Source organism: Afipia broomeae ATCC 49717 (assembly GCF_000314675.2).
Taxonomy (GTDB): domain Bacteria; phylum Pseudomonadota; class Alphaproteobacteria; order Rhizobiales; family Xanthobacteraceae; genus Afipia; species Afipia broomeae.
The window spans coordinates 351,649-369,387 of the sequence record NZ_KB375282.1 but is presented as its reverse complement, the minus strand read 5'-3'; the positions used below and the strand labels follow the sequence as shown (position 1 = coordinate 369,387).

16 protein-coding genes are annotated in these 17,739 nt (G+C 64.2%); 11 read left to right on the top strand and 5 right to left on the bottom strand.

Annotation, left to right across the window (positions count from 1 at the left end):
• The first annotated feature begins 7 nt into the window (after positions 1-7).
• The gene (locus HMPREF9695_RS01785) at positions 8-736 is read left to right on the top strand and encodes a sensor histidine kinase (RefSeq protein ID WP_006019059.1); all 729 of its coding nucleotides are present in this window, start codon (positions 8-10) and stop codon (positions 734-736) included.
• 78 nt (positions 737-814) lie between these two features.
• Positions 815-1,618 carry a transglutaminase-like domain-containing protein gene (locus HMPREF9695_RS01780; RefSeq protein ID WP_041711772.1) on the top strand — a complete coding sequence of 268 codons (804 nt, stop codon included), beginning with the start codon at positions 815-817 and terminating at the stop codon, positions 1,616-1,618.
• 84 nt (positions 1,619-1,702) lie between these two features.
• Here HMPREF9695_RS01780 and HMPREF9695_RS01775 read toward each other — a convergent pair whose 3' ends face one another.
• Positions 1,703-3,037: a dihydroorotase gene (locus HMPREF9695_RS01775; protein ID WP_006019057.1), complete on the bottom strand. Its 1,335-nt coding sequence runs from the start codon at positions 3,035-3,037 to the stop codon at positions 1,703-1,705.
• Between the two features lie 161 nt (positions 3,038-3,198).
• On the opposite strand from HMPREF9695_RS01775, the gene ygfZ reads away from it, so the two are divergent.
• The 6 genes from ygfZ (at position 3,199) to HMPREF9695_RS01745 (ending at position 9,755) form a co-directional block, all read left to right on the top strand.
• Positions 3,199-4,080, top strand: a complete 882-nt coding sequence (gene ygfZ / locus HMPREF9695_RS01770; protein WP_006019056.1) for a CAF17-like 4Fe-4S cluster assembly/insertion protein YgfZ — start codon at positions 3,199-3,201, stop codon at positions 4,078-4,080.
• The gene (locus HMPREF9695_RS01765) at positions 4,077-4,700 is read left to right on the top strand and encodes a DNA-3-methyladenine glycosylase I (RefSeq protein WP_006019055.1); all 624 of its coding nucleotides are present in this window, start codon (positions 4,077-4,079) and stop codon (positions 4,698-4,700) included. Before ygfZ ends, HMPREF9695_RS01765 begins: the two co-directional genes overlap by 4 nt.
• Positions 4,697-5,314, top strand: coding sequence for a YfbR-like 5'-deoxynucleotidase (locus tag HMPREF9695_RS01760; protein WP_006019054.1), 618 nt, complete (start codon positions 4,697-4,699; stop codon positions 5,312-5,314). The genes HMPREF9695_RS01765 and HMPREF9695_RS01760 overlap by 4 nt, the downstream gene beginning before the upstream one ends.
• A gap of 78 nt (positions 5,315-5,392) precedes the next feature.
• A complete protein-coding gene (locus HMPREF9695_RS01755) occupies positions 5,393-5,899 on the top strand; it encodes a tyrosine phosphatase family protein (RefSeq protein WP_006019053.1) in 507 nt (168 codons plus the stop codon).
• Between the two features lie 95 nt (positions 5,900-5,994).
• Positions 5,995-6,978, top strand: coding sequence for an NUDIX hydrolase (locus HMPREF9695_RS01750; RefSeq protein WP_006019052.1), 984 nt, complete (start codon positions 5,995-5,997; stop codon positions 6,976-6,978).
• Between the two features lie 86 nt (positions 6,979-7,064).
• On the top strand, positions 7,065-9,755 hold the full coding sequence (locus tag HMPREF9695_RS01745; RefSeq protein WP_006019051.1) for a DUF2339 domain-containing protein: 2,691 nt from the start codon (positions 7,065-7,067) through the stop codon (positions 9,753-9,755).
• Between the two features lie 103 nt (positions 9,756-9,858).
• On the opposite strand, the gene HMPREF9695_RS01740 is transcribed toward HMPREF9695_RS01745, so the two are convergent.
• Entirely contained in the window at positions 9,859-10,401 is a 543-nt protein-coding gene (locus HMPREF9695_RS01740; RefSeq protein ID WP_006019050.1) for a hypothetical protein, read from the bottom strand.
• 141 nt (positions 10,402-10,542) lie between these two features.
• Entirely contained in the window at positions 10,543-11,529 is a 987-nt protein-coding gene (gene acuI / locus HMPREF9695_RS01735; RefSeq protein ID WP_006019048.1) for an acrylyl-CoA reductase (NADPH), read from the bottom strand.
• Positions 11,530-11,946: 417 nt separating this feature from the next.
• Here acuI and nadA point away from each other — a divergent pair, with 417 nt between their 5' ends.
• The 3 genes from nadA (at position 11,947) to nadC (ending at position 15,729) form a co-directional block, all read left to right on the top strand.
• On the top strand, positions 11,947-13,059 hold the full coding sequence (nadA, locus tag HMPREF9695_RS01730) for a quinolinate synthase NadA (RefSeq protein ID WP_006019047.1): 1,113 nt from the start codon (positions 11,947-11,949) through the stop codon (positions 13,057-13,059).
• 172 nt (positions 13,060-13,231) lie between these two features.
• Positions 13,232-14,833 (top strand): L-aspartate oxidase, encoded by a 1,602-nt coding sequence (locus HMPREF9695_RS01725; RefSeq protein ID WP_006019046.1) that lies wholly within the window; start codon positions 13,232-13,234, stop codon positions 14,831-14,833.
• Positions 14,834-14,871: 38 nt separating this feature from the next.
• Complete coding sequence (gene nadC / locus HMPREF9695_RS01720; RefSeq protein WP_208856387.1) at positions 14,872-15,729, top strand: carboxylating nicotinate-nucleotide diphosphorylase; 858 nt, start codon at positions 14,872-14,874, stop codon at positions 15,727-15,729.
• A gap of 165 nt (positions 15,730-15,894) precedes the next feature.
• Here the strand turns inward: nadC and HMPREF9695_RS01715 are convergent, their stop codons facing one another.
• Complete coding sequence (locus HMPREF9695_RS01715; protein WP_006019044.1) at positions 15,895-17,352, bottom strand: cell wall hydrolase; 1,458 nt, start codon at positions 17,350-17,352, stop codon at positions 15,895-15,897.
• Between the two features lie 101 nt (positions 17,353-17,453).
• Entirely contained in the window at positions 17,454-17,627 is a 174-nt protein-coding gene (locus tag HMPREF9695_RS01710; RefSeq protein WP_167540036.1) for a hypothetical protein, read from the bottom strand.
• Positions 17,628-17,739 lie beyond the last annotated feature (112 nt).

Sequence of the window (17,739 nt, the reverse complement as noted above, 5' to 3'; positions counted from 1 at the left end):
ATAATTCATGAGCACTGAGCGGCATCTCGCCCCGCTACGCGACGTCGAGGACGAAAACGACCAGCTTCGGCAACTGCTCATCCAGGCAGGTGTCGAAGCTCATGCCCGTGTTGTCGCCGCGAAACTTCAAACCGTCCTGATCGGTGAGCTTCATCACCGGGTGAAGAACATGCTGGCGATTGCCTCGGCGATCGCCTCGCAAAGCCTGCGCGAAGCCACCAGCGTCGAGGCGGCGGCCAAGACCATCGCCAGCCGTCTGGCGGCGCTCGGCGTCTCCCACGATCTTCTCATTCGCGAGAGCTGGACCGGCGCGGGCTGCCGCTCGCTGATCGAAAACGCAATCCTCGCGTTCCAGACCGAGGGGCTGGCGCAGTTCACGATCACCGGGGAGAACGTCGCCGTGTCATCGGGACCTGCCGTCGGATTGTCGATGGTGATCCACGAGCTCTGCACCAACGCGCTGAAATACGGCGCGCTGTCGGTGCCGGACGGCCGCGTCTCGATCAGATGGTCGGTCGATGCCGAGGCGGAACGCTTCACCCTCGAATGGAAGGAAAGCGGCGGGCCGGCGGTGACCGAACCGAAGCAGAAGAATTTCGGCAGCCGGTTCATCGAGCAGGCGCTGCCCGGCCAGCTTCAGGGCGAAGCACGGCTGATCTTCGATCCAGCCGGTCTCGTTTGCCACGTCAATATTCCGGTGACCTCGTTGCAGGAGCCGGTGATCGCACTGGTTTAACACCTCAAACAACAGGCCCGGCATCGATGCCGGGATGACCTTCACACACACACACACGATTGGAAACACGTGACTGGAATCAGGATTCGCGTCGGCTACGAGATGATCTACGATTTTCCGCAGGCCACGCCGATGATCATGGTGCTGGGCACGCACTTCACGCGCGCGTCGGATGTCATCACCCCCGATTTTCTCACCACGACCCCGCCGGTGCCGATCACGCCCTATCGCGACATGTTCGGCAACTGGTGCAGCCGCATGGTCGCGCCGCCGGGACGGGTTCGCCTTTTCGCCGACGGACTGGTGCGCGACAGCGGCGTGCCGGATGTCGCCGTCCCGTCGGCGATCCAGCACGCGGTGGAGGATCTGCCGCCGGACACGCTGGTCTATCTGCTGGGCAGCCGGTACTGCGAGACGGATCGCCTGTCGGACATTGCGTGGAAGCAGTTTGAAAACACCGCACCGGGCTGGGCGCGCGTTCAGGCGATCTGCGATTTCGTCCATCACCGCATCAAATTCGGCTACGAGCATGCGCGCGCGACGATGACGGCGTTCGAGGTTTACAACGAAGGCAAGGGCGTATGCCGCGACTACGCGCATCTCGCCATCACGCTCTGCCGCTGCATGAATATTCCGGCGCGCTACTGCACCGGCTATCTCAGCGACATCGGCACGCCGAAGCCATGGGTTGGAGATTTCGCCGGCTGGTTCGAAGCCTATATCGGCGGCCACTGGCACATGTTCGATCCGCGCAACAACGTGCCGCGCATCGGCCGTGTGCTGATCGCGCAGGGCCGCGACGCCTCCGACGTTCCGATCACGCAGACATTCGGGCCGAATGAACTGATCAGCTTCAAGGTCTGGACCGACGAGGTCGCGTGAGGCCTTTGCGATCCTGATTGATGGATTTCGCGAAAACAAAAACCCCGGCATCGCTGCCGGGGCGTTGTTCGGTCGCTCTTCAGATCACGCCTTCAGCGTCTCCAGAAACCGCACCGTTTCGCCGGTCGACGGGGTCGCGACCTCGCCCTGCCACATCACGCGCTTGCCGCGCACGAAGGTGCCGACCGGCCAGCCCTTGACCTTAACCCCGTCATACGGCGTCCAGCCCGCGCGCGAGGCGATCCACTTGTCGGTGATGGTTTCCTCGCGCTTCATGTCCACGATGGTGAAGTCGGCGTCGTAGCCGGCGGCGATCCGGCCCTTGCAGGCGATGTTGAACAGCCGCGCCGGGCCGGCGCTGGTGAGATCGACAAAGCGCGCAAGCGACAACCGTCCCGCGTTGACATGATCGAGCATGATCGGCACCAGCGTCTGCACGCCGGTCATGCCGGACGGCGAAGCCGGATAGACCTTGTCCTTTTCTTCCAGCGTATGCGGCGCGTGATCGGAGCCGAGCACATCGACAATGCCCTGCTCGATGCCGCACCAGATGCCGTCGCGGTGGCTGGTATCACGCACCGGCGGGTTCATCTGCGCCTTGGTGCCGAGCCGCTCATAGGCCTCGGGACCGGCGAGGGTCAGATGATGCGGCGTCGCCTCGCAGGAGGCGACGTCCTTGTGGTCGCGCAGATACTCGATTTCCTGCTTGGTCGAGATGTGCAGCACATGGATGCGCTTGCCGGTCTCGCGCGCGAGGTTCACGAGCCGCTGCGTCGCGATCAGCGCCGCGTCCTCGTCGCGCCACACCGGATGCGAGCGCGGATCGCCCTCGATGCGCAGATGCTTGCGGTCGTTGAGGCGGTACTCGTCCTCGGCGTGAAATGCCGCGCGGCGGCGGATCACCTTGAAGATGCGGCGCAGGCTGTCATCGTCCTCCACCAGCAGCGAGCCGGTCGAGGAGCCGATGAAGACCTTGACGCCGGCGCAGCCCGGCGCGCGTTCAAGATCGGGCAGATGATTGACGTTGTCGCGGGTGCCGCCGATGAAGAAGGCGAAGTCGCAATGCATCCGGTGCTGCCCGGCCTTCACCTTGGCGGTGAAGGCTTCCTCGGTCACGGTCAGCGGATTGGTGTTCGGCATCTCGAACACGGCGGTGACGCCGCCCAGCACCGCGCCGCGCGATCCGGTTTCCAGATCTTCCTTGTGGGTCAGGCCCGGTTCGCGGAAATGCACCTGCGTGTCCATGACGCCGGGCAGGATGTGCAGCCCCTTGCAGTCGATCACCTCGCCCGCGCTGGCAGCGCCGAGCGATCCGATCTCCGCGATCCGCCCGGCGGAGATGCCGATGTCGCGGACCCCCTCGCCGTCCTGGTTGACCACGGTGCCGGATTTTAGAATCACATCAAATGTCTGGGTCAATGCTCGAAACTCGTCTGATTTTGGGGCCGGATTTTACGCGTTCAATGCTGTGGCTGCACGGCGGCGCGGGCCTTGTTGTCCGCACCTTAGCGCCTTACGTTGCGATGTAACAACCAGCGGGCGAATTGTCCCACAGAACTTGAGAATCCCGAGAAAACCTTATGAAAGCAGCGTTTCTGCCGGATCGCGGCGTCGTCAAAGTCAGCGGCGAAGATGCGAGGGCATTCCTCGACGGGCTGATCACCACCAATGTGGAACTGGTGCGGCCCGGTGTGGGCCGGTTCGGCGCGCTGCTGACGCCGCAGGGCAAGATCATCGTGGATTTTCTCGTCACCGAGGCGCCGGAGGCCCATGGCGGCGGCTTCGTGTTCGACGTGCCATTGGCGCTCGCGCAGGCCTTCGCCACCAAACTCGGATTCTACAAGCTGCGGAAGAAAGTCACGGTCGACAACCTGTCGCCGCAGCTCGGCGTGATGGCGGTCTGGGGCGGTGCTCCGGCAACGAAGCCTGACCTCGCATTCGAAGACCCGCGCGATCCGCAGCTCGGCTGGCGCATCTTCGTGCCGGACGATCTGGTCGACGAGACCGCGGCCGCGATCGGCGCGGACGTGACCGACAGCGAGGCCTATGAGGCCCACCGCATTGCCTGCGGCGCGCCGCGCGGCGGCGTGGACTTCATCTACGGCGACGCCTTCCCGCACGAGACCAACATGGACCGCCTGCACGGCGTCGATTTCGACAAGGGCTGCTATGTCGGCCAGGAGGTCGTCTCCCGCATGCAGCATCGCGGCACCGCGCGCACGCGCACCGTCCGCGTGCGGCTGGGCGGCTCGGTGCCGGAAATCGGGTTGCCGGTGACCGCGGGCGACAAGGCCGTCGGCACCATGGGTTCGTCGGCGAACGGCGTCGGCCTCGCGCTGCTGCGCACCGACCGCGTTGCCGATGCACTTGAGGCCGGACTGCCGCTCACCGCGGGCGGGCTCCCGATCAGTCTGGTTTCGCCCGATGACGTGAAGGCCACACCGAAGCAGGCCTCCGCATGAGAAGCGCGCGCCTGCATGACGATGGGCTGGTGCGCTGCCCGTGGCCGGGTGAAGACCCGCTCTACATGGCCTATCACGACACCGAATGGGGCGTGCCGGAATACGACGACCGCGCGCTGTTCGAGAAACTGATCCTCGACGGATTTCAGGCCGGGCTGTCGTGGATCACGATCCTGCGCAAGCGCGACAATTTCCGAAAAGCCTTCGACGATTTCGAGCCGGCGAAAATCGTGCGCTACAGCGACAAGAAGGTCGCCGCGCTGATGAACGATGCCGGGATCGTGCGCAACCGCTCCAAGATCGAAGGCACCGTCAACAGCGCCAAGGCGTATCTGAAGATCATGGAAGAGGGCCCCGGCTTTTCCGCCTTCCTCTGGGATTTCATGGACGGCAAGCCGAAGGTCAACAATTTCAAGACCACAGCCTCGGTGCCCGCATCCACGCCCGTGTCCATCAAAATGTCGAAAGAGCTGGTGGCGCGCGGCTTCAAATTCGTCGGGCCGACCATCGTCTACGCCTTCATGCAGGCCACCGGCATGGTCAACGACCATCTTGTGACCTGCCATTGCCATGAAACGTGCAGCAAGCTGAAGAAGCCCGTGCGCGTAAAATCAAAATGATCACGAAGAAATCATCGCCCTCCAAACCAGCATCGCGCGCCTGGCAGCGCATGCTGTCGGGCCGCCGCCTCGACCTGCTCGATCCCTCGCCGCTCGACATCGAGATCGAGGACATTGCTCACGGCCTCGCGCGCGTGGCACGCTGGAACGGACAGACCCACGGCGCGCATATCTTCTCGGTCGCACAGCACACGCTGCTGGTCGAGGCCGTGCTGCGCCAGCAGACCCCGCGCGTCGATCATCGCATTCGCCTCGCGGCGATGCTGCACGACGCGCCGGAATACGTAATCGGCGACATGATCTCGCCGTTCAAGGCGGTGATCGGAGGCTCGTATAAAGTCGTCGAGAAACGGCTCCTGTCGGCGATCCACATCCGCTTCGGCCTTCCTGCGGTGCTGCCCGCCGAGATCGAGCAGCAGATCAAGTCCGCCGACATGGGCGCGGCCTATCTTGAGGCGACGCATCTTGCCGGCTTCGCGCAGGCCGAAGCGAGGCGTCTGTTCGGCCGCGATCCCAAGCTGCCACCAGCGACCGAGAAAGACTATGTGACGCCATGGTCGGCCGGGCGCGCCGAAAAGCAGTTTCTCGCGCGATTCAAGGCGCTTTTGTCATAATCATCCACGGCATGTTTGCCGTGCAGCATGACGGGCGAAGACAGCAGGCATATACTCGTGCGGAACATAAGGACCGCCATGATTCACGTCTGCTCGCTCGCCGCCCTGCCCGCCACTGTCGAAGCCACCGGCGCCCAACACATCCTCACCGTGATGGCCAATGTCGCACAGGTGGTGCGTCCGGTGTCGGTGCCGGAGGCCAATCACCTGCGCATCCAGATGGACGACATCATCGAACCGGCGCAGGGATTCACCGCGCCGTCGCATGAGCATGTCGAACAGGCGCTGACCTTCATCCGCAAGTGGGATCGCACCGCGCCGATGGTGATCCATTGCTATGCCGGGATCAGCCGCTCTACCGCGAGCGCATTCATGGCGGCCTGCGCGCTCAATCCGCATCGGGACGAGACCTCCATCGCACGGCAGATTCGCTCGGCATCGCCGAGCGCCTATCCCAACCGCCTGATCGTCACGCTGGCGGACGAGGTGCTGGGGCGTAATGGGCGCATGGTCCGCGCGCTCGACGCCATGGGTCCGGGCAACATGACCATCGAGGGGCGGCCGTTCCGGGTGGAGATTGAATGAGATCCGTCATTGCGAGCGAAGCGAAGCAATCCAGAGCAACTGAAAGCTGGATTGCTTCGTCGCTACGCTCCTCGCAATGACGGGGCTTTTGCATCATGACCGATAAAATCCTTACACCGATCGAGATCGGACTGACGGCGGCCATCGTGTCGATCGACGGCAACGAGCCGTCGATCCTGACGGCCTCCGGCAGCGACGGCGACGAACTCGAGGGCCTGCCGTTCGGGCCGTTCGACGCGGTCGCTCATCGCACGCTGGAAATCGGCCTGCGCTCATGGGTGGAAGAGCAGACCGGCCTGCGGCTCGGCTATGTCGAACAGCTTTACACCTTCGGCGATCGCGGCCGTCATGCCCAGCGCAGCGACACCGACGCGCATGTCGCCTCGGTCGGCTATCTCGCGCTGACCCGCGCCGCGGACAGCACCTCGAAGCCGCAGGTGGCGGGCGCGACATTCAAGCCGTGGTATCGCTATTTTCCGTGGGAGGACTGGCGCGACGAGCGCCCGGCAATGATCGAGAAAGAGATTCTCCCGGCGCTGGAAAACTGGGCGGCGCAATCCGAAAAGCCGGATACCGCACGCGCACTGGCGCGCGGCGACCGCGTCCGGCTTTACTTCGGCACCCACGGTGCGCAGTGGGACGAAGAGCGCGTGCTCGACCGTTATGAACTGCTCTATGAGGCCGGGCTGATCGAGGAATCCCGCCGCGACGGGCGTCCCGCCGCACTGGCGCGCAAGACACTGCCGGCGCTCGGCTCGCCGATGCGGTTCGACCACCGCCGGATTCTCGCCACCGCCATCGCGAGGCTGCGCGCCAAGCTGAAATATCGCCCGGTGGTGTTTGAACTTCTTCCCTCGGAGTTCACACTAACGGACTTGCAGCGCACCGTTGAGGCGATCTCGGGACGTCATTTGCACAAGCAGAATTTCCGCCGTCTGGTGGAGGCCGGTGCGCTGGTCGAACCGACCGGCGAAATGTCGACCCAGACCGGCGGACGCCCAGCGGCGCTGTTTCGTTTTCGCCGCGAAGTCTTGCAGGAACGGCCCGCGCCCGGATTGCGGGTACGGGGACGACGCTGAATTTAAGGCCCGGTTGTTCGGGGCTGCTTTGAATTTTTCGCGTGATCCGAAAGCCCTCGCTGAGGCGGATCGCGCAAGGAGGACCGATGGAATTTATTGCGCTTGTCCTTGCTCTTATCGCGATCGGCATTGCCCGCAACGTGACCATGCGCTCGAAGGAACTGGAGGCGCGGCTGTCACTCCTCGAAGCCTCGCTCGCGGGCGGCGCGCGTCCATCGACAACAAGAACGGATGCTCCGATCGCTCCGCCGATCGCGCCCGAAACCGCAGCCCCTGAATCAGCCGAACGGACTGCGTCTACACCGCCGCCGCTGCCGCCTGCCGGATCACGCTATCGGGAAACAGTGGACGGCGGCATTCCTGAAACACCCGCTCAACCTGCCGCACCGGCTGCATCGAGCGGCCCCGGCTTCGAGGAGCGCATCGGCACCCGCTGGGTGGTCTGGGTCGGCGGACTGACGCTCGCGCTCGGCGGCGTCTTCCTGGTCAAGTATTCCATCGAAGCCGGACTGCTCGGCCCCGAGGTGCGTGTGCTGCTCGGCGGCCTGTTCGCGCTGGCGCTGCTTGCGGTCGGTGAGTTCGCACGGCGCAAGGAGAGCCTGTCGTCGATCGCACCGCTGCCGATTGCCAACATCCCGGCGATCCTGACCGCAGCCGGAACAGCGGTTGCATTCGCCACCGTTTATGCATCCTACGCGCTCTACGGTTTTCTCGCACCGCCTGTCGCCTTCGTCCTGCTCGGCGCGGTCGCGCTCGGCACCCTTGCCGCTGCGCTCTTGCATGGTCCGGCGCTTGCGGGCCTCGGCGTGGTCGGCGCATTCGTGACGCCGCTGCTGGTGGCATCGGACAAGCCGGACTACTGGGCGCTCTATATCTATATCTCCATCGTCACCGCAGCCGCCTTCGGCCTTGCACGCATTCGCCTGTGGCGCTGGCTCGCCGTCACCACCATCGCGTTTGGCGCTTTCTGGATGCTGGTTGGCATTGCCGAAGCCAACACGCTTGGCCCGCATGCGTTCGATATGATTGCAAGCTTCGCGCTGGCCGCGGTTCTGGTGGTCGCCGGGTTCATGTTCGGCCCGTCGGCGGAGCAAGGCCAGGTCGAGCCTGTTTCATCGATGTCGCTCGCGGTTTTCCTGTTCGGCGCCACGGCGCTGGTGCTCGGCCACAATCACGCCGATGCGGCGATGATCGTGTTCGCATTGCTGGTTGCAGCAACCTTCGCCATCGCCTGGCGTGCGGAGAGCGCCACCGGCGCAATCGTTGCGGCCGCATTGTTCGTCTTCGCCGTATTTGCCGAATGGGCGATCCGCGCCAATCCCGAACTCACCGTGATGCCCGGCGGCGCAATGCCCGGCATCGGCACGCGCGCCGACGAAGGCTCGATCAGCATGCATCTCCTCGCGGCGGCCGGTTTCGGCGCAGCGTTTGGCGCAGCGGGTTTCCTCGCGCAGGGCCGTTCCGTCAGCGCGATCATTCCGGTGATCTGGGCGGCGGCCGGCGTGTTCACGCCGCTGGCACTGCTGGTCGCGCTTTACGCGCGCATCGCGCATCTGGATCGTTCGATCCCGTTCGCGATCATCGCCATTGCAGTCGCCGGCGCATTCGCCGCGGCGACCGAACTCCTGACCAAACGCGATACGCGTCCCGGTCAGATGATCGCAACCGCGATGTTCGCCACCGGCACGCTCGCCGCGCTGGCGCTGGCGTTTACGTTCGCGCTTGAGAAAGGCTGGCTCACCATCGCGCTGGCGCTGATGTCGCTCGGCACCGCATGGATCTCCATGAAACGGCCGATCCCGTTCCTGCGTGCGCTCGCGGCAATTTTGGCAGGCATCGTGGTGCTGCGGATCGGCCACGAGCCGCGCATCGTGGGTGATGACCTCGGCACCACGCCGATCTTCAACTGGCTGCTGCTCGGCTACGGCATTCCGGCAGCCTCATTCTGGCTCGGCGCGCACTTCCTGCGCCGCCGCGGCGACGATGGCCCGCTGCGCGGCGTGGAAGCCGCCGCGATCCTGTTCACGGTGCTGCTCGCCTTCACGGAGATCCGCCACTACATCAACAGCGGCAACATCTACAGCCGGTCTTCTGACCTGATCGAGATTGGCTTGCAAGTCTGCGTCGCACTGGCGATGGCCCTTGGACTGGAACGGCTTCGCATCCGGACAAGGAGCGTCATTCACAACGCGAGCGCGCTGCTGCTGACATGGTTCGCCGGTCTCGCGATCCTGTTCGGGCTGTTCTTCATCGCCAATCCGGCGATCTGGAGGATCGAGATCGCAGGCACGTTCATCAACCCGCTGATCCTCGGCTACGCGCTTCCGGCGATCCTCGCGCTGCTGCTGTCCTATGCCGTGGCGGGCCGCCGCACGGCGACCTATGCTGGCACCATCGCGGCCGGTGCGCTCGTGTTAGCGCTCGCCTACATCACGCTGCAGATCCGGCACCTCTATCATTGCCTCTACCTCAACAGCGGCGACACGTTCGACGCCGAGCAGTACACATATTCGGTGGCGTGGCTGGTGTTCGGCGTGGTGCTGCTCGGCATCGGCCTGTTGCTGCCGTCGCAGCGTGCGCGCCTTGCGTCAGCGGTGATCATCGCCCTCACCGTGCTCAAGGTGTTCCTGATCGACATGTCGAACCTGACCGGCGCTTACCGCGCGTTCTCGTTCATCGGTCTGGGCCTCGTGCTGGTGGCGATCGGATGGCTGTACCAGCGCATCCTGTTCCGGCAAACGAAGACGCCGCCGGCTGAAGGCAGCCCGGCGGCGTGATTCGATATATCGTCATTGCGAGCGAAGCGAAGCAATCCACTCTTAGAAAACTGGATTGCTTCGTCGCAAGTGCTCCTCGCAATGACGAAGCAAAATCCTTCGTTTACTCGCTGGCGGAGCGGCGCAGTTCGAGTGCCGGTTCGCTGCGAACCGAGGCCGGACGCACTTCGGCACGCGGGGTCGCATCCGCCGACTGGGTCACACCGGGTGCGCGCAGCGAGCGCGGACGCGAGATCGACTGCGCCAGGAACACGCGCGCATTGCCGTGCTTGCGGAAATCGCAATAGGCAAAGCCCATGCCCGAGACCGAGCCGCGGAAGCTGACATTGTCAGTCTTGTTCAGGTTGAAGCATGGCTCGAAGGGAATGCCCTTGATCGATGCGCAGATCTGCTGGCCGCGCACCTGAAGCGTATTGCTCGGCAGCCGCATATGGCGGGTCTCGCCGGCGCCGCCGAACTGTACCGCGCCTGCCGCTGCGCCATCGTACGTGATCTTGCCGACACCCTTGGTGCCGTCGAAGCACGTGAAGGCGAACATCTTGTTGGCCACAAACTTGCGGGCTTCGTCTGCGTTCAGGGTTTCAGCCAACACCGGACCTGCAACCGAACCGGCAAGCAGGGCTCCAACAACGATGCGCACGAGCATACGGGCTACTCCAACTGACTGAACTTGCGGATCAAGTGAACCCGCCGGGCCAGGCGCCCGGCGGTTTACGCCTTAACTCGCTGATTACCATACCAACCATGGCAACATTGGCGCATCATGGTTGGCAAAGTCTGAACATCCTCAGGAAATTCTCACCACAGTGCGGCCACGAAGCTGGCCGGCGAGAATTTTCGGGCCTGCGTCGAAGACCTCGGCGAGACCGATTTCCTTAGTCATTTCAGCAAGTTTTGCATGGTCGAGGTCCTTCGCCAGCCGCTCCCAGGCGGCCTTGCGCGGGCCGATCGGGCACATCACGGAATCGATGCCCAAAAGGCACACCCCGCGCAAAATGAAAGGCGCCACCGACGACGGCAAATCCATACCGCCGGCAAGACCGCAGGCCGCGATCGCGCCGCCGTACCTGGTCATCGACAGCAGATTCGCCAGCGTGGTCGATCCGACGCTGTCGATGCCGCCGGCCCAGCGCTCCTTGCCGAGCGGCTTGCCAGGTGCGGACAACTCGTTGCGGTCGATGATCTCGGACGCACCGAGGCCGCGCAGATAATCATGCTCGGAGGCACGGCCGGTCGAGGCGATAACCTGGAAGCCGAGCTTGGAGAGCAGCGCCACCGCAACCGATCCGACGCCGCCGGCTGCGCCGGTGACAATCACCGGGCCGTCCTTCGGCGTGAGACCATGCTTCTCCAGCGCAAGCACGGAGAGCATCGCGGTGAAACCCGCAGTGCCGATCGCCATCGCTTCGCGCGTGGTCATGCCGTCCGGCAAACGCACCAGCCAGTCCCCCTTGACGCGCGCCTTCTCGGCGTAGGCGCCGAGGTGGGTTTCGCCGAGACCCCATCCGGTGGAAACAACCTTGTCGCCGGCCTTCCAACCCGCATGCGACGACTCCAGAACCGTGCCCGCGAAATCGACACCGGCGATCATCGGGAAGCGGCGCACCACCGGCGACTTGCCGGTGATCGCGAGGCCGTCCTTGTAGTTCACGGTGGACCATTCGACCGCGACGGTGACGTCGCCGTCCATCAACTCCGCCTCGTCGAACTGCGTCAGCGCCGCCGTGGTGCCCTTTTCAGCCTTGTCGATTCTGACTGCCTTGAACGTTGCCAACTTTTCTCTCCGTCTCTTCTTGTGCGGTTGAAATCCGGCCCCCTGATTGGCGGCTCCGGTCCGCTTTGCCAAGCCCCTTCGGGCATGATCCCGAAAAGTGGGAACCTGTTTTCGGAGAAGATCGTGCCCACAGTGAAAATAAGTCCGCATCTACCGTCACATCGCTGAGCGACCGGCGGACGCATTCCCGCCATGCGGGATTTTCCCGGCGCGCCTCTGGCGAGGCGGCGGATGACCTGCTATATTTGTTTTGCTCGTTATGAGAATAAGTGACCGTCTCGCGAGCGGGGAACGACAGCAGGTTGAAGCGGTCGTCCCTCAAGGGAGCCCGAGTTTGGAACGCCGGCCCAAAAGGCCGGATTTCTCAAGGCCCTAATATGCTCAAAATGAGCATATTAGGCATTCAAGGAGGCTGCAATGCCGATCTCAGGAATTTACGGTCCCGACGAATTCGGGAATCCGATTCACCGCCAGCCGGTGGGCGTCACCCGTGCCGTCCTCACCGACGCGGACCGCGCGCGCGCATTGCCGATGCCGTCACTGGAATGGACGCCCGAGGTCGAGCGCGCCACCGCGCATTTCTACGCCAAGGTGAAGAACGTCATTCCCGAGATCGAGTGGCCGTTCATGGCGCCTTACGTCAAGGCGATCAACGATCTCAAGAAGCAGCGCAACGCGGTGATCCTGGCGCACAACTACCAGACGCCTGAGATCTTCCATTGCGTGGCCGACATCGGCGGCGACTCGCTGCAGCTCGCCCGCGAGGCGACGAAGGTGAAAGAGAAGGTCATCGTCCAGTGCGGCGTGCACTTCATGGCCGAGACCTCAAAGATTCTGAACCCGGACAAGACCGTGCTGATCCCGGATTCGCGGGCCGGCTGCTCGCTGGCCTCAAGCATCACCGGCGCGGACGTGCGCCTGCTGCGCGAGCGCTTTCCCGGCGTACCGGTGGTGGCCTATGTCAACACGTCAGCGGACGTGAAGGCGGAGGTCGACATCTGCTGCACGTCGTCGAACGCCGTGCAGGTGGTCGAGAGCCTGAACGCAGACACCGTGATCTTCCTGCCCGACCAGTATCTGGCGAAATATGTCGCCTCGAAAACCACCGTGAAGATCATCGCGTGGAAGGGCGCCTGCGAGGTGCATGAGCGCTTCACCGGCGACGAACTGCGCACCTATCGCGAGGCCGACCCGTCCGTGCAGATCATCGCACACCCCGAATGCCCGCCCGATGTGATCGCCGAAGCAGACTTCACCGGTTCGACCGCGCACATGATCGACTGGGTGCGCAAGCATCAGCCGAAGCGCATCGTCATGGTCACCGAATGCTCGATGGCGGACAACGTGCAGGCCGAACTGCCGAACGTCGAGTTCGTCAAGCCGTGCAACCTGTGCCCGCACATGAAGCGCATCACGCTGCCGAAGATTCTCGACAGCCTTGTCTACATGCGTGAGGAAGTGACCATCGATCCCGCGATTATCGGCAATGCCCGGCGCTCGGTGGAGCGCATGATCAATCTGAAGAACTGAGAGGCGTGGCTTTTGCAAGCTGTTCTGCGTTCACCTCTCCCCGTTGGGGAGAGGTCGGCGCGTAGCGCCGGGTGAGGGGGTTCGGTGCTCATGACTATTTATCGAGCCCCCTCACCCCAACCCTCTCCCCCAAGGGGAGAGGGAGCACATAGTGCCGGTAGGTAGGGCAAACATGACAACATCCCCTTCTCACAATCTTTCGCAGTCTTCCGACGTCGTCATCGTCGGCGGCGGTCTTGCCGGCCTGTTCTGCGCGCTGAAGCTCGCGCCACGTCCCGTCACGGTGATCTCCGCAGCGCCGCTCGGCGAAGGCGCTTCCAGCGCATGGGCGCAGGGCGGCATCGCGGCGGCGGTTGCCGATGGCGACAGCGCCGAATCCCATGCCGCCGATACGATTGCCGTCGGCGGCGGGATCGTCGATGAAGAGGTTGCGCTCGGACTGGCCCGCGAAGCCGGTGCGCGTATCCACGATCTCCTGCAATACGGCGTGCCGTTCGACCGCGACCTGGAAGGCAGGCTGGCCGTGGGCCGCGAGGCGGCGCATTCCGCGCGCCGCATCGTGCATGTGCAGGGCGACCGCGCCGGCAAGGCCATCATTGCGGCGCTGATCGAAGCGGTGCGCAGGACGCCCTCGATCCATGTCATCGAAGGCTATGTCGCCGAAGCCCTGCTGACCGAAGGTGATGCGGTCACCGGCTTGCAACTGCGCAAGGCAGGCGACGCGGTGGCCGCGCCGGTCATCGTGCCGGCGCGCGCCATCGTGCTCGCCACCGGCGGCATCGGACATCTTTATGCGGTCACGACGAATCCGGCTGAGGCCAGCGGATCGGGTCTTGCGATTGCCGCCCGCGCCGGCGCGGTGATCGCCGATCCGGAATTTGTGCAATTCCATCCGACCGCCATCATGGCCGGCCGCGATCCCGCGCCGCTGGCGACGGAGGCCTTGCGCGGCGAAGGGGCGACGCTCATCAACGGCAAGGGCGAGCGCTTCATGCTGGCGCGCGACCCGCTTGCCGAACTTGCGCCGCGCGACATTGTCGCGCGCGGGGTGTTCGATGAAATCGCCGCCGGACGCGGCGCATTCCTCGACGCGACACAAGCGCTCGGCGCAAAATTCGCTGCGAGATTTCCGACGGTGTACGCGAGTTGCATCGCGGCGGGCCTCGATCCGGCGACCCAGCCGATCCCGATTGCGCCCGCTGCGCACTATCACATGGGCGGCATCGCGGTGGATCATCACGGCCGGACCTCGCTGAAAGGGCTCTGGGCCGGCGGCGAAGTCTCATCCACCGGCGCGCATGGCGCTAACCGCCTCGCCTCCAATTCGCTGCTGGAAGCCGTGGTCTATGCCGCGCGCATTGCCGACGATATCAACGGCAATCCCCTCGCCGCGGCAGGGCGTCCGCGCGACGGGATGATCTCGCGCAACAGTACGATGCCGCCGCTCCGCGAGGCCAATCTGCGGGCAATGATGAGCTCGCATGTCGGCGTGGTCCGCGACGGCGACGACCTGGCGGAAGCCATCCGCACATTCACGGTGATCGAGCAGACCACCGGCAACATCGCGCTGCGCAACATGGCGACCACCGCGCTGATCGTCGCCGCCTCCGCATGGTCGCGCTGCGAAAGCCGCGGCGCGCATTATCGGTCAGATTACCCGGCGGAAGACCCGGCACAGCGGCATCGCACCGTGACGACGCTCGACGAGGCGCGTAACATCGCCGCAATGGTGGCCGATACCGCGCCTCGCAAACGCACTTCGACGGGAGCCTGATCTTGAGTATCAGCGACGTTCTCAATCCTGCCGCCCTGATGCACCCGGATGCATTCCTGTCGCCGCTGGCCATCGACGATGCGGTGGCACGCGCGCTTGCCGAAGATCTCGGACGCGGCGGCGACGTGACATCGGTTGCAACCATACCGCCCGCGGTTCATGCCCACGCGATTCTTGTCGCGCGGCAGGCCGGTGTGATTGCGGGATTGCCTCTGGCCGTGGCGGTGTTTCAGCGCCTCTCGCCCGACATCAACATTCAGGCCCATGTGCACGACGGCAATGCCGTCGCCAAGGGCGTCCATGTGCTGACGATCTCCGGCCCCGCGCGCGCCGTGCTCGCAGGTGAACGCACCGCGCTGAATTTTGTCGGCCGTCTCTCCGGCATCGCGACCCTCACCTCGGACTACATCCGCCATGCCGGCGTCACCAAAATGCGCATCTGCGACACCCGCAAGACCACGCCGGGGCTGCGCGCGCTGGAAAAGTATGCGGTGCGCTGCGGCGGGGGCTTCAACCACCGCTTCGGTCTCGATGACGCGGTTCTGATCAAGGACAACCACATCGCGGTCGCTGGCGGCGTGAAGCCGGTGCTGGAGCGCGCGCGGGCCCATGTCGGCCATCTGGTCAAGATCGAGATCGAGGTCGATACGCTCGATCAACTGCGCGAGGTGCTGGCGACGGGCCTCGCCGACGTGGTGATGCTGGACAACATGGACATCCCGACCCTGCGCGAGGCGGTCGCGATTACCGACAGACGCGTGGTGCTGGAAGTATCCGGCGGCGTAACGCTGGCGTCGATCGGCGAGATCGCGAAGACCGGAGTCGATTATGTGTCGGCTGGTGCGCTGACGCACTCCGCGCCGAACTTCGATGTCGCGCTTGATATCGATGCGTGACACTTGCGTCGAGCACGAGGCGCTCCCTCTCCCCGATGGGGAGAGGGTTGGGGTGAGGGGCACTAGATATCAGACGTGAGTGACCGAACCCCCTCACCCGGATCGCTATCGCGATCCGACCTCTCCCCCTCGGGGAGAGGTGAAAAAGTCGGTTGGATCAACTTACTACTTCGCGCTCGACATCTCAGCCGAGCTCTTCGCCGCTTCGGCAAGCTTCGCGGAGATCGCCGCGGTCTCCGCAGCGGTGCCCCAGGTCGGCGCGTCCTTGCCGTCGCCCCAGGCGCGCGGACGATAGAAGGTATGCACGCCGTATTTGTACATCTTCTTCATCTCGTTCACCCAGGACGGGCGAACCCAGTAGGCGTGGTAATGGGTCGACTTGCCGACTTCAGGCAGCCATAGCCGTCCATCGAGGCTTTCGCGGGCGATCTTTTTGGCGCGTTCCCACATATCCGGCTCCTTCACCACATCGCGGATGCCGTCGCAGGCGAAGGTGAACTGGCAGGACAGGTGACGGTGCGAATTCTGGTAGACCACGCCGCACACCGTGCTCGGATAGTAGCCGGAGAACGCGCGGTTCAGCACGACCTGCGCCACCGCGATCTGCCCGCGCACCGCTTCGCCGCGCGCCTCGAAATAGATCGCGTCGGTCAGGCACTTTTCGGACTTGGCACGGGTCTTGGCATCGAGACCGAGGCGTTCCGCCGGTGTCCGCGGACGCTGATACTCGCCGGTGACTTCGCCCTTGCTCGCGACGCTTTCGCCGCCAGCGGACGGGGCTGAAGACTGGTTTGGCACCGCCGCAGGCATCTTCATGTCGGGATCGATACCCGGCACCACGATGATCGGCTCTTCGCCGGGCTGCCAGCGCTCCAGCGATCCGCTTGTCATGCCGAGCGAGGAATTGCCGAAGAACAGGGTCGCGGTCTGGAACGAGAAGCCGTCGCGGCTCGCTTCCGGCGTGGCGGCGACGCCGTCCCGATCGGCATTCGCGCGCGGCGCGTTCAGCGGATGGTCGGCGGGAAGGTCCTGAAGCGAAACGGAGGATTCATACTGCTGCAGGCGCGGCGCGTTCAGCGCGGCTTCGAGTTCGGCATCGAGCGGCGCTGCTGCGTTTACCGCCGGAGCGTCGGCCTCAGCCGTTTTCGCGCCCCGCACCGATGCGTTGGAATTCGATTGATCCTGCGCGGGCTGCGGCTGCGGCGCGGCAATGGGGGCCGCGATCTCTGGAACATACAGCGGAAGACGGTCGCCCTTCGACGAGCGCACCACTTTCGGGAAATCCGATTTTTGCAGCGGACGCAGCACAGGCCCGAGCGGATCGCGGCTGACCGAGCCGGTGAAATCCAAGCCCGTGCTGTCCAGGCTGGCCAGACGATACGTGGGTGCTTCGCGGGTGCTGGTGCCGATCGGACGGGGCAGATTGAAGGACGCGACCTGCAACATTCGGCGCGACGACGCGAAGATGTATTCCTGCCAGCGCTCTGCGACGCCGGGCTGGCGTGCCAGCAGTGACGCGAGATCCTGATAGCCGATTTCGGTCGGGCTCACTGTCAGAAGACAGAGAACAAAGCCGAAGGGCGCGAACCGCGCGCCCTTCGACCCGTTACGCAACACAGACATCGATACGCTCACGCAACTAACGCTTATACACACGCAACCGAACCGCACATTCAGTGCAATTCGATCAATTTCGTTGGTATCGAATTAAAGTTGCCGGGGGGTTAATCGCCGCGTCCCGCGCGCAACACGCAAGCGCGTGCTTGAAAACGCGCGATCACATCGAAAGCGTTGGTAAACAGCGCCTCCAGCAAGGTGGTAAAGATCGCGTCAACAAAAAGAGTGAACGCAAATTGACGCAGGTCCGGTTGCGCGAGCCGCAATCGCGCCGCACCCACAATGTCGTCCCCGCGAAAGCGGGGACCCATGACCACCAAAGGTCGTGGTCATCAAAGAAGGAGCGATACGAACATCACACGTGGAATCGAAGACTCAGGGAGTATGGGTCCC